Raw genomic sequence first — 24,783 nt, 5'->3', positions numbered from 1 at the left:
AATATTGTCATTTAATTTTTAAGACCAAAACATTATTACATTATAACAAAGAATACGTATGAATGACAAAATATACGTGCATTTTTTCTGGGGATACTAGGAGGGTTAATAAGACACTATATATGATCATTATAAACGTAGCTATACATATCTCTGCAATTGATCGTAAATCAAATGTATATAATCTTTATTGGTGATTATTGTTTAATAAACGAAGAATCCACGGCTTAAGATCTATAATACGCTCATGTTCTGGCAATACTTCCGTTCCAGCAACAATCATTGGGACTAATGATTCCTGTTTATGGAGTGAACCGTGAGCCGCTCCGCCTACATGTAAGGGTGATGATTTTTCTTTAAATTCATATCCAGGTTTTGCTGTAACGACTATGTAGTCGCCACCGTGTGAATGTAAGCTGCTCGATAATCTCGCAAGGGCATCTGGATAATGATTATAAATAATTTCATTACTTTTAATCGCTAGATTCAATAACTTTTCATTCCCTTCAATCGTCCACGATTGTCCAAACTGATCAAAAAAAGTTCCTCCCTTGTAAAAAGAGAAGGTTCCGCTTTGTTCACCTGAGACAACATTCGTTTTATTATCTTCATACCATGCGATAATGTCTAATCGAGTATCATCCTTCAATTGTTCAATAACACTTTTTTTATTAATCTCCTTTTTTAAGCAATATATAAATGCAGTTCTTTGATTCACTGCAAGAGCCAGTTCATTTTTTTCGCTGGCAAATGTCCCGCGCATAATTGAATAACCTCTTAGAAGCTTCCTCAAATCAATGACATAAGGCTCTTTCTTTTTCCCCATTGAAGCGTGCCCATTGTCAGATAAAATGACCCATGTACATTCATTAATTGCATCTTCCCAACTCGGAAACAAATTTAGAACGTTTTGCAATTCACGGTCAATTTTTTTTATTCCTTTTAAATCCATTGGACCTTTAATGTGTACCCGTAAATCAAGATCTTGTATCACACAGAGGGTAAAATCTGTAAGTAACCCATTACGAATTAAATATTTTAATTCCTGAAAACCTGCTTTATAATTGCCTGAGAATTTTTGCGGTGTTTTTGTCGATGAGCTGAATTTTGAAAATGAACCTAAAGACCATAATGTTGGTGCTTTAACTTCCCAAATCTCATTATAACGAGTAAACGCTTGGATAAGTTTTGGTAAGTGCATCTTGTGAATCGTATTTCCACGATATACAAACGCATTTATAGATGCACTAGATTGTCCTCGGTCGGCTAATTCTTCATGTATCGTTTTAACTTGTTCGTTTAAGTGTTTATTGTTTAAGTTGTAAAACATATCTTTTACAAATTGGGAAAAGCCCGTTTTCATGACTTCCTTAACTCCAGTACCATAATTGATAATCCGCTTTTCTTTTTCATGAAACCAAATAAGAGCTGGAATGAGATGTGAATCAGAGTATGTACCAGTTAGTAAACTGCTTTCAATTGTTACAGACATAGTTGGAAATGAGCTAACAATATTAGGAAAATAACTTCCTTTTTGCATAAAAAATTGTAATGCCGGCGCCATCCCCGTTTGTACTGCTTCTTCTAACGGTGTGGACATTAACGTATCGATAATGATTAAAATGATTGGTTTTACTCTTCGTTCCATAATAACCTCCTTACGAAACATAACTTTTATATAAATTCATAATGAAAGACTCCATTTGTGGAGCCTTTATGCGTTAAAATTGTTCATCAGGATGTAAATTGTTCTGCATGTTTTCTTGCACTTTCCCGATTTCTTTCTTTGTAGCAACGGTTCCTTTGTACCAGCCTTTCTCATTCATAAATTCATAAAGTTTTTTTTGATTAGAAAGAGCCGTTTCAAAACACTGGTGATAAATGTCTCTAAGTTCTTCATGGCTAGTTTCTACCATTGTGTTACTTACGCTCCGGCACCGGCTTTTCTCTAATTCTAAACAAAGTTGGAGCATTTCTCTGTCAGTCAATCCGCGCCCTTCGATGTTATTAGGCATATGTCAGTCCTCCTAATCTTTGTTATTGGATCATCCCCGAACGGTTAAAGTATTGGGAAATATCAGCAATTCTCAATTGGTGTTGTTCTGCTAGTTGTTCTAGAAATCGTTTAATATCAGGGTTTTTACATTGAGCAGCACACCAATTCATCGTTTTCGCTGTTATTTCTTCTGCTCTTATTTCATCTTCGATATAAGACAACTCTTTTGTAGTTAATTGATACATTGCTCACACCTCCAAGTGTTCTTATTAGTATTCATTAATGTATGATTTTTATCCGTGCTACTTTCAGTAAAATCGTTGTTTTATACTATTTTTAGCTGTGAAATAAATAAAAGTACTAGCTATTCCGAATATCATACTAAGACGGAAATGACTAGCACTTTACAAGCCGATATAGAAATTTAGTCAACAACGAGGTAGGCAATCATCGGCCCATTATCATCAATTGAAGCGTGTGCAGTACAAATAAGGCGATAAATGCCCTCCTCTTTAAAATGTAAATTCACTAACGTTTCTTCCCCTTTCTTAACTGTTCCAGAGACGTCTGTACCTTCAATAATAAATGGATGTTCTTTTCCGTTTACACCATAAATACTTAAAGTAACAGGTTTGTCTTTTGGAAGATGAATCGTTCCAGGATCCCAACGATATGATTCGATTTCGCTACATCCTCGTTTTTTGTACTAAATTCACTCGTAATCATATTAATTCTGAATTCCTCATTCGTTGAGACGGTTTGTTCGGCTCCATACTCCGTCGTTAAAGGGATAAACACAAATAGACATAAAGCTAAAACGATACAAATGACTGTAGCTATAAGCCATTTCTTTTTTACTACTAGAAACAAGTGTATGCCTCCTCTCAATAAAATTAACACTCTTCTTATACATACGTTATGAAAGAGAAAACTTGTCTATAAATTTGTACAAGAGTTATGCGATTTAATCGAGAGTGTGTACACATCATAATGTTTTTATAAACAAAACTAAGGCTTACAGCTATTTTTTAACCGCGAAAGCCTTAGTTAACGTTATAAGATCATCCTAAAGTTATATATATTTAAATCGTATGAGAAAACGTTTGAATGGATAATGTCTCGGTGTTCTGACTATATTACAATCATTAATCGTTTTCAAATAATTTCTCACCTTTAAAAAGTCTCATTGCGATCGTTGCAGTGTGGGGGATTTCACGTGATGTTGGCGCATGTGCAGCTAAATATCTTGTCATTGCTATAATCATCGTGTTTTTAGCTTTCGTCGCAATTCGACTGTTTTCCTGTTCCCAATTTTTATACTCAATGAGTGCGGCTTCATACATTTGAAATGAATGAAATTCTGCATCTTCACGAAGTAAGGCATGACCAAGTGTATTAAACAGTTGTTGTGTGTCTCCTCCAGATGACAAATAATTCATCACCCATTTGGCAGCTTGGTCTGTTTGCTGTTGTTCATTTAATAAGTTGAGTAATTCATTAGGGTCGGTTGATGTTTGATTATTTTTCTCACCTGTTGGTATTCTTGCTGATGGAATATTTAAGAAACGGTCTAAATAAATACTCATTGCACTATGAAAAATAGCACGAGTTAATTCAGGGGTTGTCGAACGTTTTAAAGCTTCATGAACAGCATGGATATGTGTGAATGTATGAAGTACAGTTATCCAATCACGAAATTCATTTTGAATATGAAACCTTGCGACACGTTCTGCTGCTGCGAGAGTGACTAACTTTGCAAGCCTTATAGGAGAAATGTGATGTAAAGCTTCAGTTAAAGCTTGAATCGTCTCAACAGGTTTATCACTAAGAATTTGATTGACTAGTAATTCCTCATCGATGAGTTCAGATTCGTTTAAGCCAATTTGTTCGTGAACAATATGAGGGAGTTGTTCGAATGCTGCATGTAAAGGTTCTACTAAATTAATTGGTGATTGCCAGCTATGAAGTTCTTCACTTCTCGTTGCATCACGTAATTCTGGAAGAACAGAAGTCAATACTTGCTCTTGGTGGCGATCACCGATGTGACCGAGAATTTCGAAAGCTTTATTATGAAAATCTAACGTGTGACCTACATTCATATAAAAATGGTCAGTAATCGCATTCATCATCATATTTGAAAGTTGTTCCGTTGTCGCCCCGATGCTGATTGCTGTTCGGAGGACTCGCTCAGCACCTTGGACATCTCTTACTTCTATATTATTACGGTACCATTTTGACAGCTGTTCAAATGTCGGAAGGTCGGCATTTTTATCTACCGGTAGTGGTTCTAAAAGAAATCTTGTCCCCATTCTTTCACTTTCTCTTGCTACGTGGACGAGCCCTTGATAAAGTGCGAGTATTTTACCTTTTTTATTTAAATAAGGTAAAACATTTGTCATCGCAGTTAAGATTGTTAATCCAGATCGCCAGCCATTCTGCCTATGTTTTGTACCAAACTCTACACCAATTCGGGCAATTTCCTTTTCAGTCTCTCCTAATTCGATTAAACCGACAACTGCCTTAGCGATTACGAGACTAAGGCTTTGTTCTAAGCCTTCTCGCAAACGTTTACGGTAGGATTCCACATCTCTTTGTTTACGAGGAACAGGCTTTACCCAGACCTCATTATTATCTATTTTTACTGGATAAGTAGGGACATCATCAGCCCAAGGGTCCATTGTTCCCCCGCTTTTTATGTCAAATCTAGCATGATGCCAATGACATGTTAAGATCCCGTCACACGTACTCCCCATATGAAGCGGAAATCCTAAATGTGGACACCGGTTATCAACTGCGTAAAAGTTTCCTTCGCTAAAAAGGATTGCTATACCGTGTTTTCCCCCTTTTACTACTTTAGCCCCGGTATCCTTTAATTCTTGAACGTTACCAGCATAAATATAATCTGCCATCTTCTATCTCCTCCTATAAATTAGAATGTGCACGATTACCTCCATACTTTCTATTCCTTTCAATCATAAAATAACGCTTTCAAGAAAATGAGATTTCAGTATTTTATATATATGATATTGACATCTATCAGTCAAAAAAATCTACTAGAAAGACATCCTTATAATCGTTCAATGATTTTCATCCTTCGTCACTGCTATTGGATGATTTTTATATGAAATCCAGTCACTCCAGCTGCCTGCATATAATCGTGATTGAATCCCTATTTCAGCTAAGGCTAAAATATTTGTACAAGCTGTTACACCTGAACCGCAATAAACGATAATCTCTTTGTTTGTATGACGATACTTTTTAAAGTCTTCCTTTATTTGATTTTTAGATTTCCACTCCCCAGTAGCTAATAATCGGTTTTGCCAGTCTTCATTTACTGCTCCTGGGATGTGTCCGGCGACAGGATCAACCTCTTCTTTTTCTCCGGTATAACGTACATGGGCGCGAGAATCAATAAGAAGTGTTTGATTATTACGAAGTTTCTCTTTAACATCGTCTTTTGTCACTAACATCTGATGTTGAATAACAGGAGTGAAATTTGTAGCTGTTTGAGATGGAATATGTGCTGTCACTGGATAGCCCTGTTTTTTCCACACCGTAAACCCAACCTCCAAAATTGATACGTTTTGATGCCCGACATACTTTAACATCCACCATAACCGAGACGCCATTGCTCCCCCTTGGTTATCATAGCAAATGACATGCTTAGTTGAATCAATTCCTAATCGATTTAAAGTATTTACAAAATGATTTATCGATGGTAAAGGGTGCCTGCCACCGTGCTTTTTTACGTTTGATGACAGATCCTTTTCAAGGTCTACGTAAACAGCGCCTGGTATGTGCTCTCTCACGTAAGCTTGATGACCTATATCAGGATTTCTAAGATCGAAGCTGCAATCAACGATTGTTATATTCTTTTCTTCTAAATGGTCATTTAACCATTGTGGACTGACTAAGTTTGATGACAAAATAATACTCCTCCCTTCTATCATTCTTAAAGTTTATAAATTATTGATTTATTCCTTGGTTTATATATGGAATGTCTGATGTAATGAAAGGTTTCACGCCATTAGGATGATAGGGCATTAATTTGTTTGCTTCTTTTACGCTTACCCACCTTACTTCTGAAATACCGCCTCGATCTTGGATTGAAATATCACCCCCAACAATTTTTGCTTTAAATGTAATAAATAGAGCATGGTTGTTATCGTTTTTCATAAATGCCTCATTCACACTAACGATATGCTTACATTCGATGTTTAATCCGGTTTCTTCAAAGGCTTCTCGAACAGCAGCTTCATCTAATGTTTCTCCTTGTTCAACAGATCCTCCTGGCAATGACCAATTGTTATATTTCTTGTTTTTCACCATTAAAACTTCATGCTTTTGCTCGTCATAAATAAAAGCATAGACAACATCTACTCTTTTCATCGTCTTGTTCCCCTTCTCTAATATTGTCATATCAATCACTCATAACCTTTTATCTGGAGTATCGTATTATATAGCTAATTAGATTGTTTTTGACATATGTGTACAATCGCCATCATTTAAATAGTCAATATATCCACTAGAATGATAAAGGCTAAGTGCACTTTTCCAACGATTATTTGTCTCGATAACAATCACTCGATATCCCTTATTTTTAGCAGCGTCTTCGAGTTCTCTAAGCAGCCTCCGAGCAATACCCCTTCCTCTATATTCCTTCTTCACAGACATTCGAACGATTCGACCTACTGTATTCTTCTCTTCAACTAGAGCGCCTGTACAAACGAGTGTATCATCAATAAATCCAGTTAAAAATAACCGATTATTTTGAGAGTAATAATCAAACATTTTGTGTAGATCAGGATTTAAAGTATGGTCAATAAATCCAAAACGTTCTTTTAACCCTAATAGAATAAGTTCTTTACATTTTTCTTCGTTTTCTTCATTTAAAATCTGTATAACGAGCCTATCCCTCATGATCCACTCTACTTTCTATTCTTGAGATCTATATATGAGCCATAAAATCGAGTAGGAGGGGGTGACTAACCCCCGACCTCTCACACCACCGTGCGTACCGTTCGGTACACGGCGGTTTCATTTAAGTCCAACGTAACGATTGATATCTCAAAAGTAGACTTTTAAGCCCTTGATTATTCCAATATCGGTTATCAAGGGCTCTATCTAATATAGGACTTTTAGCTATACGCCAGTATCCTAGTCTAGAATTAGCCCACTCCCATGCCTGTTGTTCATTGATTCCTTGCTTCCTAAGATTCTTTTGTTTCGTTTTAATCTTCTTCCACTCTTTCCATCGAATCATCCTCAACCTTCTTCGAAGCCAACCATCAATCCTTTTAAAGACTGAGGTAGTTTCGGCTAGTTGATAATAGCCCATCCAACCGATCAGATAGCGGTTGATTTTCTCTATCCTATCCCCCATAGAAATTGACCATTTCCTCGAGGTGAGTTTTCGTATTCTCAGTTTAAAACGTTGAATACTTTGCTTGGATACTCTAATTTTCGGTTGTTTAATGTTGTTGGTGAAAGTGAAGCCTAGGAATGTTCTTCTCCATGGTCGGTCTACTGCACTCTTCTCTTTGTTCACCTTCAGTTTGAGTTTCTTCTCAATAAACGTTGTAATACTTTCCATTATCCGTTCACCTGCTCTTCTAGAGCGGACGTAGATATTACAATCGTCGGCATAGCGTACGAAGGCAAGACCTCTTTCCTCCAGTTCCTTGTCAAGTTCGTCTAGAACAATGTTAGACAGGAGGGGACTAAGCGGTCCTCCTTACGGAGTCCCTTCAGTATTAGGACTGACAAGGCCTTTCTCCATCACACCAGATTGAAGATACCTACGTATCAACCTAAGTAGTATGGGGTCATCCACTCGATAACTTATTGTTCTCATTAATCTATCATGGTTTACCTTATCGAAGAATTTCTCTAGGTCAATGTCCACGACCCAGCGACAACCCTCTTTAATATACCCCCTAGCTTGTCGAACAGCGTCGTGAGCACGTTTGTCTGGTCGGAACCCAAAACTTTTGGTGGAGAATGTTGGGTCATAAACCTCACTCAGTGTTTGTGCAATAGCCTGTTGTATGAAACGGTCTATCACAGTCGGGATTCCTAATTTCCTCTTACCTCCGCTCGGTTTCGGGATTTCGACTCGGCGAACAGGTTGAGGTTGATAGGTACCACTTTCGAGCTGAGCTCGCAGGGATGCCCAGTGTTCATGAAGATAAGGTCGTAGGTTTTGTACGTTCATCCCATCTACACCGTGACTTCCTTTATTACGCTCCACTCTTTCGAGTGCGCGATTTAAATTTTGCCGTGATAGAACTCGTTCCAACATTCTTATCAATCTCCTACGTGAATTAGATCATCTTCTTGTGTGGTATTACTCTCAGCCCTTCTTATGTCCCCTGTGGGATTCACCACGTCCTCCATTAGGAAGGATTATATGTTTCTGCTTCATTGAGTAATACGTACGCCAAGCGCTAATTCTTCTTAAATGATTCGGCCCTTCCCTTAAATCTCTAGATCATTCAAAGTACTATGGCCTCTGCTGACTCCTGACTGTTCAGCTATTTATCACTAAATAGGTTACCAAGTGAGCTTGGCGTTACAGCCAGGCCTCCCCAGGTAAGAGTGCAATCTTTCCCTCCACCTATCTGCTTCATTTACTCTGTACCACCTTCGGCAGAACGGACTTTGTTTTGTTTAGCAAACTCATCCAGTGATACCTAGCCTCATATGAAGTTCGTGTTCCTCAGACCGGAGGTCTGCCGCTCGCTTCCTTCAGATTCCACGTCACCATGGACACCCTTGCGTTTGGCTAACCACTACTTCTGCCTTCGTGGTTCGGGACTTTCACCCTATAGATTACACCCATGCTGGGCGCACTAAACAAGCACCACAGAAAATTGATTATGTGATGCTTGTTTTTTGTAACTTAGTTGAATTGACTTTCAATTTCCTTCATAACATCGTATGCGCCAGATTCTTTATTTGATGAAATAACAAGTTGAAGGTCCAAAGATGGATAAACAGCTGAGTGAAAGCTTATACCTGGATCATATCCCATAACATGATATTTATAGACTTTGTCTTCTCTTTTTGTCATCCATACGCCATAGCCATAATACTCATCCTCATCTACATGAATGTGAGGATATAAAAGCAGACTCGTATACTCTTCTCCTAGAAGTTTATTAGATTGCAACGCTTTCCAGCACTTTATCATATCTGAAGATGAAATAAATGCTCCGCCGTCAGCTCCCCCAACAATCGGCACAGAGTATATGTTCGTTCTCCACTCTCCGGTTTCTGTATCATCAATATATCCGAGTGCACAATTTTGTGGTAGTCGGTCTAACGAAAAATACCCAGAATTCACCATACCTGCTTTTTTAAAAATATTCGTCTCAACATAATGAGTAAACGTCATATTTGTGTGCTGTTCGACAATTAACCCTAAGATGATATAGCCAGCATTATTGTAATGAAACTTTTCTCCTGGATTAAACTTCATTGATTCATTTTGAAACATCGGCAAAAAATCGTTTAAACGTTTTATTAAGTAAACAGGTCTTTCTTGCCATAGTTGTTCATAATCGTCCATTACTTCTTCATCAAAATAGTCAGGAATTCCTGAACTGTGAGTTAATAATTGGTGCACGGTTATGTTACTGTCAAAATGAGGGAAATCGATATTTAAACAATCTTTTAAACGCATGTCAAATGAGAGTTTCTTTTCTTCTACTAATTGGCAAACAGCAATAGCTGTAAACAATTTGCAACCGGAAGCAATTCCAAACCTAGTATCCATGTTATTAGCAATTTGTTCAGATCGGTTCGCATAACTAGCTGCAACTTCGATCTTCATATGATTCCCTTGCTTTACTAATACAGTTCCTGAAAAATCAATTTGCTGTATGACACGTTGAAGCTTTTCATTTAAGTTATCTTTTACATTCATTTTTTTCGACTCCTTCACCTAATTTCTGCTACTATACACGAGCTCTTATCGGTTCAGGACTCACTCTAAAAATACCATACCATAAATTATCAGAAAAGGCGATTAATTCAATCATCGTTTTATAGTATTGACCTAAACCATGATACAGATGACATTTTTTCGAAAAGCACTATTTTTAAATTTTCATTTATTGAAAGGTTGTTCTATCTTATTGATGATTGTCGGTGTATTGTATTTATCCAAACATTTTATTACTTTTTTGATTGTGATGAATTTGATAATCGCGTAAATCTTTTTGGTGAAAAGCAATGAGTGCTGATAATAAATACATAATTCCGGCAAACATTTGAGAAATAAACAATTTAATGAAATTTGGTTTTTTCCAAATATGTTCTACATTTTTGTCCATCCTATGTTCCTCATCTTTTTTGCTAAAATAGCGGTATTTATTTTCACTTGAAAACGTTTTTAATCGTATTCATCTAGTATTGTTACTTATTATTTCATCACAAATGTTTCATAAAGAAGAACAACTGAAGTATGAACTTTACGTAGACTTTAGTCGTAGAAAGAAGTAAATCACGTTCATGCATGTGCATGAAAAACATTCTCTGCTATGATATCTATAAATCTTATTAATGGAATGCCATTATCGTGGAAATTACTATAACCTGAAGTATATGGGGGAATTTTCATGTATCGAGCAAAGGTTGTGAAATTAATTGGTTTAATAGCGATTATTGTCACTTTTTCATTGTTAATCATTTACTTATTTTTTTATCTCTTTCAAAATCGTTTTCTCTTTTACCCACAGCCGATAACAGAAGCAAGAGTAGATATGATAAATGAGCAGTACGAAGAGGTTGAGGAGATTGAAATAGGCGTTACAGAAGATAAAACGATTCACGGATGGTTTATTAATCGTAATGATCATAAGGTTAGCCCCCCACTGATCATTTATTTTGGTGGTAATGCTGAAGAGGTTTCTCACCTTATTGAAGACATGATAAGCTTGGATCCATATTCTGTTATATTGATGAATTATCGTGGTTACGGAATGAGTGAGGGCTCTCCTAGTGAAGAAGCAATGTTCAATGATGCGCTTGCTATCTATGACTATGCAATAGAAAACTTTCGTATAGATCCCTCTTCAATTGCTGTGATTGGAAGAAGTATGGGAACTGGACCTGCTGTTTATTTGAGTCGGCATCGGGATGTTAAAGGCACTGTGTTAGTATCTCCATACGATAGTTTAACGGAAGTTGCTAAGGACAGATATCCGCTTATTCCAGTAAGTGTTTTATTAAAGCATAATTTTAACAACATATCAAAAGCTGACAAGATCACATCTCCATTGCTTACAATGATTGCAAATGATGATGAAGTCATCCCTCCTATCCATTCGAAGAAGTTATATGAACGTTGGCAAGGTCATGCTGAAAAAATTATTTTCGAAGGAAAACATCATAATAACATTCAGACGAGTGATCAATATTGGGCAAATATAAAACAGTTTTTAAACAAATTAAACAACTAAAGTATATACATCGTAATCGAAAGTCTAAAACAGAAAAATTAGTTATTTATTTTATGCTGAATCGATTTGCTCACAATGGACCAAGGCATTATTGATTTTAAAAAGATTGCTAATTTAACACCTCTACCAATTTGATAGCGAAATTTTGGATAATCAGATGAACAAATTTTATGAATTAGTTGAATAACTTCTGATGGATCTGCTGCGTTTCTAGATGTTTTCTCTGCTTCGTCCATAAGTTTGTTCATTAGTATCTCATAATCATTTTCTATTGAACGCTCCACATTTGATAAAGCTTTTTGCCAAATATTTGTTTTGTAAGAGCCAGCTTCAATTAAGCTCACATGAATATTAAATGGGGCCATTTCAAAGTATAATGATTCACTAAACCCAGCAAGAGCGAACTTAGAGGCAGCATATGGTCCCATTCCAGGCAATCCAATTCGTCCACTTATACTCCCGACGTTTATAATCTTCCCTTCTCTCCTTTCTCTCATAAATGGTAAGACCGCTTTCGTCACTCTGACTACACCAAATAAATTCGTATCAAATTGCTCCTTCCACCTGTCAATATGTGTATTTTCAATTAAGCCTCCTTGACTGTATCCAGCATTATTAATAAGTACATCAATTCGACCGTATTTATGTTTGATCTCGTTAATACGTGCGTCTATTTGCTTGTCATCCGTCACATCGAGTAAAAAAGTATCTACTTGATGTAATAATTTTTCTTTTTTGATTTCTTCCAATAATGATATTTCTTTTGCTTTATTTCTCATTGTAGCAATGACAAAATACCCCTTTTCTGCCAAATTGCGTACTGCTAATTTTCCGAACCCGCTGCTGGCTCCTGTTATTAAAACTATTTTTTTATCCATTTTTTCACCCATTTCGAAAATCAACTTATGTTATATACAATTTTAGATTTCATCCAATTCGTTAGTCAAGAATGAGTGAGTATATATATAGCTCTATTCCAAAAGATTTTAATGAAAGACTTTTTATTAAGTTTGTAAAAAACGTTTTTCACCTGCGACGAGGTATCGCAGGTGAAAATGAATACAGCACTATTCGCTTATGAACATTTGCGTCCAATAGTTTCCGTTTTCAACATAGCCGACGCCTATGTGTGTAAAGTTACCGTTTAATATATTTTGCCGATGACCTTCACTTTCCATCCATGCTTGAACAACTTGTTCAGGAGTTTGTTGGCCTTGAGCGATATTCTCTCGCTACACCGCTTAATGTCTCGTGTGTTTCAAGATCTGAAAGACCATTATTTCTACGTTCTTGATTTGTTAACTCAATGACTTGGCGTTCTGCATCATTCAGTTGTCCATCTAGATCCTCCTGTTGTGGGGTATCCTCTTCTGGTTCCTCTTGCTCCTCTTGTTCAGGCTCCGGCTGCTCTGGTTCAGCTGGATCTGGCTCAGTAGGAGCAGGTTCTGGTGCTGGTTGTCCTGGTTGAGCTTGATCTGGCTCAGGTGCAGGCTCTCGAGTTGGTTGTCCGGGCTGGCCCTGTTCTGGTGCTGGCTCTTGAGGCTGACCATCTTGTCTTCTTTCTAATTCAATATTTAGTTCATCCTGTATTAAATCATATAAGTGTTCAGGATGTAGCTGATTTGGGTCGACTTCAAACTCAAATTTAGCTTGCTGTATTTGTCTTGCTTTCGTATGCGGAAATTCTTTACTTTGAATGTTCGTACTATCACTTGAAATCGTATCCATTGGGCTATAATGTCCACCTTCTGGATAAGGTTCCGCATAGTTTCTATACTCAAGTGCATTATCTTCTTGACCATTACATCCAAATAAAAACACACATATACAGCTAAGGCAAAGTATTCCATAAATTTTTTTCATTGGACCTTTCCTCCTATATTTTATTCACTACTAGTCTTCATAAAATGGAATAAAATATAATTGGTAAATAACGTGAAAAATGGAATACGTATTATTAATCATTTGGAAATGGGAAAGCTTTTACATATCTATCGTTTCTACCTTTCGTACTATTTGCTTGCAATAAGGAATTTAATATTGCTTCCTCCGTAATGTCAGCTGCAGCAGTGAAAAAGGAATTCATTACTCCCGCATCTTCTCGAACGAATGTATGCTGTTCGAGATGCAAGCCTGTATGATGCGATATCTTATTGGCTGTAGAAAATGCAATTACGATATCTCCGCTTCCGTGACTGAGCTGACTCCCTGTTCGCCCCAATCCAACAGTTGATCTTTTAGCAATTCTTAATAATTGCCTGTCATTAACAGGAGCGTCAGTAGCAATAATGATCATAATTGAACCATCTGAAACGTCTTTTACATCATGATGATCTTTAATTAATTGATAAATAAACTCTTCCTTTTTTCCGAAATTAGTTAAAACAAGAGCACCAATGACATATTCATCTTTTACACCCTTATTATTAATGAGTCTGGAGGCTGTTCCAATCCCTCCTTTATATCCGAAACAAACCATCCCTTTACCAGCTCCGATTGCTCCCTCTGCAGCACGTTCTGATGTTGCTTGCTTTATCGCTTCAATTGCATGCTCAGGTTTTACTTGCAGCTCTCTTATAGAATTTAAATAACTATCATTACACTCACCTGTAACTAAATTTATCGTCGAAGTGCTGTCGCCAATATCTTTGTTATGATCTAGCATGTATTGTAGTGTTCCTTGTGAGACAGCAGGTACACTAAACGTGTTCGTAAGCATAATCGGTGATTCTAAGAGGCCAAGCTCATTAAGTTGAATTAACCCAGTTGTTTTGCCAAACCCATTTATTACATAGCTTGCAGCTGGCACTTTCTCGCGAAATAAGTTTCCAGAATGAGGTAATATCGCTGTTACACCAGTACAAGCATATTTTTGTTGCTCTTCATCAATCGAATAGTCTAAGGTCCTATGTCCAACTTTAACGCCTTGAACATCTGTAATACAGTTTTTCTCCCCAGAAGGCAATGTTCCAACCTTTATTCTTGTGTGATCGTTTCGATTCAATGATTATTCCTCCTTTTACAAAAATTCTCTATTATTTACCTCTATCTTAATAGTAACAGGAATTTAGTTTCGATCACGATATCGGTTTAAGATATCAATTAGTATAAGTTATAATTATAATGTATAGGAAGGGGATTAATGCATGAATAATACGAATCATATTCAGCAGCAAGTCATCGACAATTATAAAAAAGATGAAAATATGATGATTCTTGTATTTGCTCAATGGTGTGTAAATCACGAATTAGATCCGAAAGATGTTTATAAAGAGGCATACCCTGAACAAAATGATAACACTGCTTTGAACGAAGTAATTAACTTAACTGTATCAAAAGAAGAAGCAGGTCCTATTTCAAATGAAACATTGTTAGCTGTGTTAGGGTTATTTGGGAATCATGATCTTGCTTTAATCATCACTGAAAAAATAAAAAAAATGAAGTAGTCGAAACGAAAGGAGCGAATGTAAATGTCGCTCCTTTCGTTTCCAATGATTTATAATGGCCTTTATGTGCATATAAAACCACCTACAATTGATTCATTGCAGGTGGAAATATGTTAATGATAATTGTTTCTCTTATTAGCGCTTCCGCTCGTTTTATGCTTTGGACTAGAGTCATTCTTGTTTTTATGTTTCACATTATGATTTTGTTTATTTTTACTCAATGAAACCACCCTTTCTGTTCAAAAAAAAATTGTCTTGCAATAATTAAGTTATCCATCATTAGCTCGTCTATTCATCATAAGGTATTACAAAAATATTGTTTTATGCTAATGGTTCGTATGAACATAATAGTCATGTTTTTTTCAGAAAACGACCTCATGTGGAATAAAGAGGAAAGCTTTTTAAGCAATCGAGAAGAAACTTTAGGAGACATATGTGATAAATTTGAAAAATAGGAGGTATGAGATATGAAGATCCAAAGAATAGATCATGTGGGTGTAATCGTAAATGATCTTCCTGCTGCTAAAGCTTTTTTTCTTGACCTTGGACTTGAAGTGTTAGGGGAAACAGATGTGAAAGGGGAGTGGGTGGAACGGATAATTGGGCTTAATGACGTTAGAGAGACGGTTGTAATGTTTGGAATGCCAGACGGCGAGGCAACTTTGGAGCTGGTCAAATTCCATACGCCGTCAGATGAAAAAGGTATTCAGCAATCTTTTGCAAATACTTTGGGTATCAGGCATATTGCATTTGCTGTTGAAGATATTGAAGCCATTGTTGCTAAATTAAAAAAGAAAGACGTAGAACTTTTTGGTGAGATACAAAACTACAAAAACGCATATAAATTATGCTACGTTCGTGGACCAGAAGGAATTATTTTAGAGTTAGCGGAGCAAGTCAAATAAATATTGAGGGGAGATATTAAATGTAAAACGCCCGATTTACGGGCGAATATGTTTTGCTCATCTTCATTTTTTATCTCCCAATCTCAATCCCTACTTCACTTTAGACATGGCACAATTAAAGTAAGCTGCTGATCAATTATTCACTATGATTTTTGTTTTCTAATTCTACCGATTCCTAAGTCTTTTCCCTCTTTATAAATCGATTTTAGAAAACTTAATGTCATTAATCCCATAATGATCGAAAATGGCAATGCGGCTATAATCATTGTGTTTTCTAACGCTTGTAATCCACCAGTGTAGAGGAGTACAAGTGCTGTAGCTGAAAGCATCACTCCCCATATCATTTTAATTCTTGTTCCAGGTGAGTGAGAGCCATTCGTTGTCATCATCCCAATTACGTACGTACCAGAATCTGCAGAGGTAATGAAAAACGTACTGATTAGAATCATTGCAATGATAGAAGCAATGAGTCCAATAAAAGGAAATTGGTCAAAAACAGCAAATAATGCTTCCTCAGTCGCATATTGTGAAATCATTTCAATCCCTTCATGTTCAAGCATTATCGCAGATCCTCCAAATGTAGAAAACCATAAGAAGCCGACAATGGAAGGAACAAATAATACACCAAATACAAATTCACGGATGGACCTTCCTTTTGAAACTCGAGCAATAAAGATCCCGACAAACGGTGACCAAGCAATCCACCATGCCCCACTAGCGTTGCATTAAAATTTTCTTATAATGTCAACCATAAAACGGCTGGTTAAGCCATCCATAATATTCCTTTTTATGGTTATTCTGAATATTCAGTTTATAGTATTTTGGAGGTAAAGAGTCAAAAGGATAAGGGGGGCTTACGAAGGTAGTCCTTATCCACTTTTTACCAAATGTTTTTAGATGATAGGGTCATATGTTAAATCATTCAAATGTTCAATCTCTTCTTGTTCGAATTGTTTCACGGTTTCTTGAAAAACTTTCTCATGATCAAGCTTCTGTCTACCAGCTGTCGTTCGATCTGGTTTTCGAAATAGCTCCTTTATGAATACGGAGAAGCTTCTCCACCAGTACTCACCTATGAATTCAATCATTTCTAGGAGAGTACCTTTAAACGACACGCTTTTCTTCATTAACAAAGTTAAGCAGAAAGTGATTATTGCTATAAAGATTTGGTTGTACACAGCATTTCTGCTCTTCCCATAACACTTTTTCAATACGAGGTGTTGCTTCATCCATTTGAAGAACAATTCAATTTGCCATCTATTTCGATAAAGGTCACTAACTTCCTGTGCAATCATTTTTGCATCATTAATAATGATTTCAATAGGATTCCCTTGGCTATCTTTTGTTTCAATTAACCTGAGTGGGTACTTCATATTTCCTAGTTTGACCACAGCTTCACGATCAATATCAGAAGATGGATCAACGGGAAGCTCTTCAATCACTTTAATGACTGTGTTGTCCTTTATTCGTGTACAAAATCGAATGTTCTTACTACAGTAGTAGTCAAATTTTGAGTAGCTAAAGTAACCTCGGTCAAAGACGTGGAGTGCATCTTTTTCTATCACCATTAAGTTATCCAATTGCGTGAGATCTGCCGGTCTTGCAGAGGTGACAATGATCTCACCTGGAGCGGTTTCTCCATCATAAAAAACCACACGAGAATGAATTTTTACGCCAGCTTTGGTTTCTCGGAAATCTGCCCATCGATATTGGCTGATTGTTAAAGAGAGGGTCGAAGAATCAATGAGATGAATTTTTTTTAATAATTGATCTCCTTTTTTCTTCCCATATTCCTGGTGAATCTGTTGAACGAGATGGTGCATAACAGCCTGGAAGATTTCTGGTGGGAGGTCTGAAAGTTTTCTCGAAAGTTGTGATTTACTAATACTTTTTAACCCTAGTTCTCGTTGCAATCTTTTTTTATGCTTTACCTTGAAACTAATTTTTTTAAGGCTATCTATTTGAAGCAATTGGGCATAGATAAATACCTTTGTGAATGTGAGACAATCGAGCTTTTTCGTATATTTATCTAATTCCATTTGATCCACCATTGCCGAAAAAACTTTTTCATTAATCGGGTGGATGTATTCCTTTAAAACTGTTTTTATGGTATTCTTGTCCATGATTGAGCTCCTTATTATTAGGATTTGGACAGGACTACCTATCTTCGTTGTCCACCTAATTATAAGGAGTTTTTTTGCATCCATAAAGACTTGAAATTGCCATAAATCCCATTTAATTACATGGCGCTAATAACTTGACAAATTGAATTTTATTTTATGCAACGCTAGTGACCATGCCCAGTAAAATATAGTCCAGCTATCGATCCATTCACGTAAGTCGTCATCTAATGGATGAATTCTGAAACTCATCGCAGGTAAATTTTGGACGTAAGTGCCGATTGAATGCGTAAAGATATCTAAAATAAACAAAGTTGGTCCAACGATAAATAAAATAAGAAATAAAAGAGTAGCAAGCCCCATATTCACATTACTTAAAATTTTGATTCCTCTTTTTAAGCCTGACCAAGCCGAAATTAAAAAGAGAACTGTTACAACTAATACGATGATAAATTGAACGGAAATAGTTGATGGTACACCGAATAAATAAGAAATCCAGCCATTAATTTGGACAGCTCCAAATCCTAGTGTTGTGGCTACACCAACAACAGTTGCCAATACGGCCAAAATGTCTATCACTTTACCTGTCGTTCCTTCCGCCAGCTTCCCTAATACAGGTTTTAATGTTGCACTAATTAACCCTCTTTCACCATGACGAAAATTGAAATAAGCTAATACTAACGCTACAATCCCGTAAATACCCCATGCATGAATTCCCCAATGAAAGAATGTAAATCTCATTGCATCAAAAATTGCTTCATCTGAACCAACCTCACCTGTTGGTGAACTGACTGCATAGTGACTAATTGGCTCTGCAGTCCCCCAAAAAACGAGTCCAATCCCCATCCCTGCACTAAATAACATCGCAAACCAAGTTGGTCGAGAAAATTCTGGCTCATCACCTTCCTTTCCTAATTTAATTTTACCTAGTGGGCTAATTAAGAAATATAAACAAATAATTGTAATCAATGTAACTACAATTAAGTAATACCAACCAAATGCGCTTGATGTCAGAAGCCATATTAAATGACGGTTCTTTCGGAAACGTCACTGTCGTTGACTAACTTCCTTCGGAACCGCCATTTCGTTTTCCTTCTTTTAACCGCCACTTTTTTGTCAGCTATAAAAAATCCCCGTCTTTAAGACGAGGGAGATAATTATAATAATAATTTCATTTCTATATGCTCTCTATGCTTTTAAATTGCTTTGATTAACTCTTTGTTTTGCTTCTTTAATTCTTCATTTTCTTTTTCTATTTGTTTAAGCAGTTCCATCTTGTCATCCATGCTCATGCTTTTTATGGTAATGGTACTTAATTTGGTCTCCATTAAATTAACCCTTTCCGAAGTCAAATTGTTTATTTAATATCTCTGGTCAGCGATTACTCTTTCTACGGTATCTTCGTCAACTAACTTATCTTTTCTCGCAACGCAATCTAATAAACACTCTGTACATAAACGATTTGTTAATCGTAAAATTCCTTTTGTGTACGTATAAATATTCTTCATGGCAGCTTCCGTAAATATTTGTCTTTCTTCGCCTGCAACTTTCAAATGATGCTCTATATATTCTTTCATTTCATCATACGTTAATCCTACTAAATGAAAACGAGTTGTAATTCGTTGAGAAATAGCTTCTAGACTTCGAAGGCGTATTTTATCACGTAATTCTGGTTGCCCCACTAAAATAAGTGCTAAAGGGGATAATGAGTCAATTTCAAAGTTTGTTAAGAAACGAATTTCTTGCAACATTGTAGGCGATAAAAGGTGTGCTTCATCGATCACTACAATCGGTGTTTTTTCCTTGTTTTGATATAAGTCTAGTAGAGCGGCTTTGAATTGTCTTTTCAGATCACTTGCTAAAAACATTGGTTCAATCCCAACTTGCACAAGCATCTCTCGGTAAAAATCCCTTGGTTTTAAAGATGAATCTGATAAATAAAGAAAAACATGTTCACTTGATACAAGACGGTCATGCAAAGCCCGTAGGGCGGTTGTTTTTCCTGCACCAACTTCTCCTGTGATAAGGCCGAATTCTCTTTGGTTAATCATGAATTCGAGTCTTGCTTGCATTTCTTCGAACTGTTCGGATTGGAATAAATCATGCGTTAATATTTGTTTTTGAAAAGGGGTTTTTTCCCACCCAAAATAAGCTGCTATCATTTGTCTTCACCTCTTATAATGGAACTGTAACTTAAGCGTCCCAATTGCTCTTTCTTTTTCTTTTCATGCTCAGGAAGGATGAGTTCTAAAAAGTTATATTGTGTTTTTATTTCTTCTTGTGTTTCTTCTTCCATAATGAACCGTCTATCAATTGTTCGATGAACTTCCAAAGCGTTTGCCATACCAAAGCTTTTTCCATCGTGCCACACTTCAAGATGATTTAAATCGATTGGGTCGTATCGAACAATAATTTCACTGCCACTAAGCACAGAATCTACTTCATATTTATTATTTTGAAAGGATATACACCCTGTCTTATCTACCTTTCTCTTTTCCTCCCATAAGAATGCTTGCTTCATTTCTTCTAATGTGGGAAAAACGAGTGGATGATCATTTTCTTCAAAACGCTCTCTAGGTGTTTGCTTTGTTTCTCCATGTTTGCGTTCATGATAGAACGTACCTAACCAAATTTGAAAATAATGATTTAGTTCCTCAATGGTTTGTATTTTTCCAGATTCGATTAAGTCATAAGCTTCAACTTTAAAAGAGGTATCGACAAACTGGAAAAAGCGCTCTAATTTCCCACGTCCTTCAGGACGTCCAGGTTTAGAGTGGGAAAGTTTAATCCCTAACTTTGCACATGCAAGTTTTAAAATATCCGATCGATATACTGCTCCGTTATCGACGTAAATTTGTTCAGGCTTCCCTTGAGAAATCATTGCTTTTTGTAAACAGTCTTCTAATTGTGGTCCTCGTTCCTGAAAGTAAAATTCGCCATGGACGATGGACCTTGAATAGTCATCCATGAATGCAATGAGTTTCGCAGTGAGTCTACGCTCTGGTTTATTAGGATCTGGAAGATAAAGTGTATGTTGAACATCCCCTTGCCAACATGCATTTCGATAAGGGAACTCAAAACGACGATAACTCCCCGACTTTGATCCTCTTAATTTCTTTCTCGTAATATTTAGCTTTCTTAATTGTTTCGATAACGTACTCTCTGATATTTCTCCTTGTTTAATAACACCTGCTAACTCTAGAATACGAATGATTTGCTCGACAGAGCGTTCAGGCTTTTCCTTTTTCAATCTAATCGCTTTCGTTAATACTTCTTCTCCAATCACTCTTGATGTACATGTTGCACGTTTACTAGGTTTTAGTGCTTCGAAGCCTCCTTGACGATAAAGTTGAAGATAACGTTCGAGTGTTCGTTTGCTAATGGTTTGCTCTTCTCCATATGCATTGATGTGCTTTTGATTGGATATAGATCTTAGATGTTGTGATAATTCTCCTTTTTCCAAGGTTCTGGTTACAACGTTTGATATTAAACCAAACCGAAATAGTGCGATGTTTGTTCTCAGTTGTTCGTCCATCTCCTGCCTCCTTTAAATAAAATGTCTTTTCTATTTTCTTATAAAGGGGCTCAATTGAAGAGGGGACAAGTTCTGTGGGATTTCACGACCCTTATTGGAACTTTATGGTTATTATTAGCCGTATTTTAGGCGAATACAAAATGGCATTGATGATGTCGGTGAAAGACTTCCTGAAGGAAATTCCATTGCGAGGCATTTATTCTTGTATAAGCAAATTTATCCATGGGAGAAAACCGTAGAAGGGGTAAGGATTCGAAGGATGAACTTTTTTCCAAACGGTTAAGATGAGTTGAATAAGAGTCTCCGCCACATTCGGGTGACGGACCTTTGATCCAACATTGAAGGCAGGATACACCCTTAATAACATTTTTAACATTTGCTGGGTGAGACGTTGAAGTTGTTTATTACATTGTCGTTTCCAACGTTTCAAGGTTCCCTTTGGTATAAGATAAGGGTAGCCACGTGTTATCTTTAGATTAGCACTTTGATACGTTTCTCTTTTATGAAAAATCCTCAAAAAGAAACTCTCATAGATCAATGTGTAATGAGCTCGATATGGTATTAAAAAGTCAGGGAGAATAGAGATTGTTTGTCTACAAGTTTGATTCGAGCATCTCCAGCGATAAATCCGAAGGATATAACTCTTTGACTTTGTAAGGACTGTTCTTTTGTAATAACCATGTTTATGAAGGTTACTTCCACATAATGGGCATGGTTCATTATAGACGGGTGGTACTTCATGGTAATTCCTCAAGTACCCCTTGATAGATTTAGAGATATGTTTTATGATAATCATGGTTTTTGAAAATGTTTTTGCCTCAAAGAGACGGTCATCTCTTTGGGGCTTTTATTTTGCCTTTCTTCCGTAATGGATATTTTTCTCAAAAATCCATTGTCACATATAATCTACCTCATGTAACGTCAATATTAATTCCTAAAATGTCAAAATCCGCCGTCATTGGAAATGGCGGCGGACAGCTTGAGATGAATCCTTGGATAGAAGTTGTTAATTGTTCTAATGTGTCTGGGAGTGCAACTCCTGCAATGACTAATAATATTAAGACAGCAATTGATACATAAAATACGATAGAAACTTTTTTCATATGTAGAACTCCTCGCTTATATTTGAAGTTTCGTTGCTATTATTTATGAGAGCTACCTTAGTTTGAACGAATCTCCTTAAATTTATAACGAGGATTACGTACCTTGAATGAAAAACGTAAGCGCCTCGTCTCTTCCTCTACTAGCAACGCTCCGAAGCATATCCGTCACCCGGGCAATACGCCACGTCCTGTGGCATGCCCACAATTAGGACGTCCTGTCCGTCGAGACAATTCGTTAGATCAGAACTTCAACAACAAAAAAATCCTCTAAAAATTTAGAGGATGTAATACTTGTTCCATTAGGGGTAGCGTCAGGAAAATGCGGAATTACAACGATAAGGAAATCCCCATATTAAAAAGCCCAATTTCTCAACATTTGTATTGAGAAATTGGGCTTTTTCGTTGCTCCGTTAAAAAGTTTGAGGAATAATTCTTTATTGTTTTTTAAAAATATCCTTTAAAATCTTTGTGTCTTCTGAAGATATGTCAAAGCCATTTTGTTCGTGACCAACATACATTACTCAGCTTTTTTCTCCTGTATTCCCAAGCACAAGGTGCAATCCGTGAGTTTCCCCATTTTCATAGCGAATTAAAATATCATAATCAGGCTTTTCAGTATCGACATTAACTTTCTGTTCCCTACCTTCTGCATCTTTCAAAGCCTCTTTAAACCTTGAAATGGTTGTGTCGTTATCAATTGTTGCAATATAATTTTCGTTTATTCCACCATAGCCACTAGATTTAGATATGGAAATCGATGAAATATCATCTAACATCATCATTTCCTTTTCTTGAGATTGACAAGCAAATAAAAGTAATGTACAAAAAGATAACAATAATATAAAAAGTATTTTTTTCAAAATGTCTCCCCCTGTATGGATAATCACATTTCTCCAATTCCATAAGCAAGGACACTAAATAAAAAACTAATGATTGTTAAGCCTCCAACGGGAATAGAAAAAAACTTGTTGTTTTTGAATTCAACGATAGCCGTGATTGCCCCCCCTACACACAGCACCAACCATATAGGCACAAACAATGCATCGGCAACGTCCATTGGTAGTAAACTGTATCCATTAATCAAGAAAAAGAGCCATTGAAAAATTAATAGTCCTACTATTATATAAGAAATCTTATAAGGACGTTTTCCCTTTTCACTTTTTCTAATAGCCAAAATTGCAGGCACAATAAACGTTGTAAGTACAATGACACCAAAAATCACCAAAAGTATTAATGAAATAGTAATGATTAACACTTCCTTTCAATTTATGAACAAGTACCGGCTCCGATTTCATTTCCGATCTTGATTGTCTAATCCCTTCGATATTCAAGAATATCCCCCGGCTGACAATCCAATGCCTTGCAAATTGATTCTAAAGTAGATAATCGAATCGCTTTTGCTTTTCCATTTTTTAAAATAGATATGTTAGCCATTGTGATTCCAACCTTTTCGGATAATTCTGTTACACTCATTTTTCTTTTTGCCAACATCACGTCAATATTGATTATAATTGCCACTATTTTCACCTCAGACCGTTAAATCATTTTCTGATTTTATATCTAAAGCACTTTTCAACAACTTCTGAAGAACCATTGTGAAGACTGCAATAACAACGGAACTAAAAATAATTGTAAATATGATAATTGCTATTCCGGGATGTAAAGCGTTTTGTGCCAATAAGAAGATAGTCCCTATTGCATATAAACAACTAATTGTTATTGCACAGTATTTTATATATCTTAATGCATTTACAGACAGCTCCGAGAAGGCATTGTTTTTATCAATGTAGGTTAAAAGTTTCAAAGCTTTATACAAAGCAAAGTAAAACGGGATTCCTGTTACATACAAACCGATTAAAATGGGAAATCGTAAATAGGAAAACTCCGGAAACATTTCTGCTGTATCGTTTGCTAATCTAGGTAACCAAAATATAAACAAGGCAAGTACCATAATCCCAATAAAATAAACGGCTATTCTTAAAAAGAGTGTTGTTCCTCTTTGCATTAAAAGCACCTCACTTAATTATCATCATTGTAATGATAACACATAAATTTATCGTATTTCAATAAAAATATATTTACTTTTAATGTATTGTTATTGATTATTGACATAAAAAAGCATCTTTGATTAAACAAAGATACTTTTCAAAAATATTGTGAGCCTAAATAATACCTCATTGTTTCAACACAGCCTTATTCCACAATCGTGGTCCC

The 24,783-nt window shown here is 36.3% G+C and carries 25 protein-coding genes and 4 pseudogenes; 3 read left to right on the top strand and 26 right to left on the bottom strand.

The genetic code is table 11. The annotated features are described in order from the left end of the window. Nucleotides 1–187: 187 nt before the first annotated feature. The 11 genes and pseudogenes from CD001_RS17135 to CD001_RS26510 all read right to left on the bottom strand — a co-directional run bounded on the left by CD001_RS17135 (nucleotide 188) and on the right by CD001_RS26510 (nucleotide 10,332). The gene (locus tag CD001_RS17135; protein ID WP_096188839.1) at nucleotides 188–1,648 is read right to left on the bottom strand and encodes an alkaline phosphatase family protein; all 1,461 of its coding nucleotides are present in this window, start codon (nucleotides 1,646–1,648) and stop codon (nucleotides 188–190) included. Nucleotides 1,649–1,721: 73 nt separating this feature from the next. Then, nucleotides 1,722–2,015 carry a spore coat protein gene (locus CD001_RS17130; RefSeq protein ID WP_096188838.1) on the bottom strand — a complete coding sequence of 98 codons (294 nt, stop codon included), beginning with the start codon at nucleotides 2,013–2,015 and terminating at the stop codon, nucleotides 1,722–1,724. A 22-nt stretch (nucleotides 2,016–2,037) separates the two neighbouring features. Further along, nucleotides 2,038–2,241: a hypothetical protein gene (locus tag CD001_RS17125; RefSeq protein WP_096188837.1), complete on the bottom strand. Its 204-nt coding sequence runs from the start codon at nucleotides 2,239–2,241 to the stop codon at nucleotides 2,038–2,040. Nucleotides 2,242–2,614: 373 nt separating this feature from the next. Further along, nucleotides 2,615–2,866 carry a hypothetical protein gene (locus tag CD001_RS27145; RefSeq protein ID WP_096188836.1) on the bottom strand — a complete coding sequence of 84 codons (252 nt, stop codon included), beginning with the start codon at nucleotides 2,864–2,866 and terminating at the stop codon, nucleotides 2,615–2,617. Nucleotides 2,867–3,141: 275 nt separating this feature from the next. After that, nucleotides 3,142–4,905, bottom strand: a complete 1,764-nt coding sequence (locus CD001_RS17115; RefSeq protein WP_096188835.1) for a Rieske (2Fe-2S) protein — start codon at nucleotides 4,903–4,905, stop codon at nucleotides 3,142–3,144. A gap of 168 nt (nucleotides 4,906–5,073) precedes the next feature. Then, nucleotides 5,074–5,922 (bottom strand): sulfurtransferase, encoded by an 849-nt coding sequence (locus tag CD001_RS17110; RefSeq protein WP_306454077.1) that lies wholly within the window; start codon nucleotides 5,920–5,922, stop codon nucleotides 5,074–5,076. A gap of 40 nt (nucleotides 5,923–5,962) precedes the next feature. After that, nucleotides 5,963–6,385 carry an NUDIX hydrolase gene (locus CD001_RS17105; RefSeq protein WP_096188833.1) on the bottom strand — a complete coding sequence of 141 codons (423 nt, stop codon included), beginning with the start codon at nucleotides 6,383–6,385 and terminating at the stop codon, nucleotides 5,963–5,965. A gap of 78 nt (nucleotides 6,386–6,463) precedes the next feature. Beyond that, nucleotides 6,464–6,916: a GNAT family N-acetyltransferase gene (locus tag CD001_RS17100; protein WP_096188832.1), complete on the bottom strand. Its 453-nt coding sequence runs from the start codon at nucleotides 6,914–6,916 to the stop codon at nucleotides 6,464–6,466. 121 nt (nucleotides 6,917–7,037) lie between these two features. Further along, nucleotides 7,038–8,297 (bottom strand): annotated as a pseudogene (gene ltrA, locus CD001_RS17095) (group II intron reverse transcriptase/maturase). Nucleotides 8,298–8,897: 600 nt separating this feature from the next. Continuing rightward, the gene (locus tag CD001_RS17090; RefSeq protein WP_096188831.1) at nucleotides 8,898–9,923 is read right to left on the bottom strand and encodes a serine hydrolase domain-containing protein; all 1,026 of its coding nucleotides are present in this window, start codon (nucleotides 9,921–9,923) and stop codon (nucleotides 8,898–8,900) included. Between the two features lie 235 nt (nucleotides 9,924–10,158). Next, nucleotides 10,159–10,332 carry a hypothetical protein gene (locus tag CD001_RS26510; protein ID WP_179298794.1) on the bottom strand — a complete coding sequence of 58 codons (174 nt, stop codon included), beginning with the start codon at nucleotides 10,330–10,332 and terminating at the stop codon, nucleotides 10,159–10,161. A 285-nt stretch (nucleotides 10,333–10,617) separates the two neighbouring features. On the opposite strand from CD001_RS26510, the gene CD001_RS17085 reads away from it, so the two are divergent. Further along, nucleotides 10,618–11,460: an alpha/beta hydrolase gene (locus tag CD001_RS17085; RefSeq protein WP_096188830.1), complete on the top strand. Its 843-nt coding sequence runs from the start codon at nucleotides 10,618–10,620 to the stop codon at nucleotides 11,458–11,460. Between the two features lie 38 nt (nucleotides 11,461–11,498). Here CD001_RS17085 and CD001_RS17080 read toward each other — a convergent pair whose 3' ends face one another. The 4 genes and pseudogenes from CD001_RS17080 to CD001_RS17070 form a co-directional block, all read right to left on the bottom strand. Continuing rightward, entirely contained in the window at nucleotides 11,499–12,338 is an 840-nt protein-coding gene (locus tag CD001_RS17080) for an SDR family oxidoreductase (RefSeq protein ID WP_096190656.1), read from the bottom strand. A gap of 189 nt (nucleotides 12,339–12,527) precedes the next feature. After that, nucleotides 12,528–12,689: pseudogene (locus tag CD001_RS27180) on the bottom strand (CAP domain-containing protein); the annotation flags it as partial. Continuing rightward, nucleotides 12,658–13,323, bottom strand: coding sequence for a CAP domain-containing protein (locus tag CD001_RS27175; protein WP_320411720.1), 666 nt, complete (start codon nucleotides 13,321–13,323; stop codon nucleotides 12,658–12,660). The gene CD001_RS27175 and the pseudogene CD001_RS27180, both read right to left, overlap by 32 nt. A gap of 94 nt (nucleotides 13,324–13,417) precedes the next feature. Next, nucleotides 13,418–14,464, bottom strand: a complete 1,047-nt coding sequence (locus tag CD001_RS17070; protein ID WP_096188829.1) for a DmpA family aminopeptidase — start codon at nucleotides 14,462–14,464, stop codon at nucleotides 13,418–13,420. 142 nt (nucleotides 14,465–14,606) lie between these two features. On the opposite strand from CD001_RS17070, the gene CD001_RS17065 reads away from it, so the two are divergent. Both CD001_RS17065 and CD001_RS17060 read left to right on the top strand, forming a co-directional pair. Beyond that, nucleotides 14,607–14,906 (top strand): hypothetical protein, encoded by a 300-nt coding sequence (locus CD001_RS17065; protein WP_096188828.1) that lies wholly within the window; start codon nucleotides 14,607–14,609, stop codon nucleotides 14,904–14,906. A 467-nt stretch (nucleotides 14,907–15,373) separates the two neighbouring features. Beyond that, nucleotides 15,374–15,811, top strand: a complete 438-nt coding sequence (locus tag CD001_RS17060) for a VOC family protein (protein WP_096188827.1) — start codon at nucleotides 15,374–15,376, stop codon at nucleotides 15,809–15,811. A 143-nt stretch (nucleotides 15,812–15,954) separates the two neighbouring features. Here the strand turns inward: CD001_RS17060 and CD001_RS17055 are convergent. The 11 genes and pseudogenes from CD001_RS17055 to CD001_RS17005 form a co-directional block, all read right to left on the bottom strand. Beyond that, nucleotides 15,955–16,521 (bottom strand): annotated as a pseudogene (locus CD001_RS17055) (BCCT family transporter); the annotation flags it as partial. A 183-nt stretch (nucleotides 16,522–16,704) separates the two neighbouring features. After that, nucleotides 16,705–17,934 (bottom strand): IS4 family transposase, encoded by a 1,230-nt coding sequence (locus CD001_RS17050; RefSeq protein ID WP_096188825.1) that lies wholly within the window; start codon nucleotides 17,932–17,934, stop codon nucleotides 16,705–16,707. Between the two features lie 162 nt (nucleotides 17,935–18,096). Next, nucleotides 18,097–18,939, bottom strand: a pseudogene (locus tag CD001_RS17045) (BCCT family transporter); the annotation flags it as partial. Nucleotides 18,940–19,292: 353 nt separating this feature from the next. After that, complete coding sequence (locus CD001_RS17040) at nucleotides 19,293–20,093, bottom strand: ExeA family protein (protein ID WP_096186330.1); 801 nt, start codon at nucleotides 20,091–20,093, stop codon at nucleotides 19,293–19,295. Further along, nucleotides 20,090–21,466, bottom strand: coding sequence for a DDE-type integrase/transposase/recombinase (locus tag CD001_RS17035; protein WP_096186329.1), 1,377 nt, complete (start codon nucleotides 21,464–21,466; stop codon nucleotides 20,090–20,092). The genes CD001_RS17040 and CD001_RS17035 overlap by 4 nt, the downstream gene beginning before the upstream one ends. Nucleotides 21,467–21,662: 196 nt before the next feature. Then, nucleotides 21,663–22,262 carry a DUF6431 domain-containing protein gene (locus tag CD001_RS27355; RefSeq protein ID WP_407081092.1) on the bottom strand — a complete coding sequence of 200 codons (600 nt, stop codon included), beginning with the start codon at nucleotides 22,260–22,262 and terminating at the stop codon, nucleotides 21,663–21,665. Nucleotides 22,263–22,377: 115 nt separating this feature from the next. Further along, nucleotides 22,378–22,569, bottom strand: a complete 192-nt coding sequence (locus CD001_RS17025) for a hypothetical protein (protein ID WP_096188823.1) — start codon at nucleotides 22,567–22,569, stop codon at nucleotides 22,378–22,380. A gap of 521 nt (nucleotides 22,570–23,090) precedes the next feature. Then, nucleotides 23,091–23,429: a hypothetical protein gene (locus CD001_RS17020; RefSeq protein ID WP_096188822.1), complete on the bottom strand. Its 339-nt coding sequence runs from the start codon at nucleotides 23,427–23,429 to the stop codon at nucleotides 23,091–23,093. A gap of 23 nt (nucleotides 23,430–23,452) precedes the next feature. Further along, entirely contained in the window at nucleotides 23,453–23,824 is a 372-nt protein-coding gene (locus tag CD001_RS17015; RefSeq protein WP_142303606.1) for a hypothetical protein, read from the bottom strand. Between the two features lie 56 nt (nucleotides 23,825–23,880). Further along, nucleotides 23,881–24,087 (bottom strand): helix-turn-helix domain-containing protein, encoded by a 207-nt coding sequence (locus CD001_RS17010; RefSeq protein WP_096188820.1) that lies wholly within the window; start codon nucleotides 24,085–24,087, stop codon nucleotides 23,881–23,883. A gap of 10 nt (nucleotides 24,088–24,097) precedes the next feature. Beyond that, entirely contained in the window at nucleotides 24,098–24,574 is a 477-nt protein-coding gene (locus CD001_RS17005) for a DUF2975 domain-containing protein (protein WP_096188819.1), read from the bottom strand. Nucleotides 24,575–24,783 lie beyond the last annotated feature (209 nt).

It is taken from the genome of Evansella halocellulosilytica (assembly GCF_002335745.1).
GTDB classification, from domain to species: domain Bacteria; phylum Bacillota; class Bacilli; order Bacillales; family Salisediminibacteriaceae; genus Bacillus_CA; species Bacillus_CA halocellulosilytica.
This window is presented reverse-complemented; position numbering and strand designations above follow the sequence as displayed.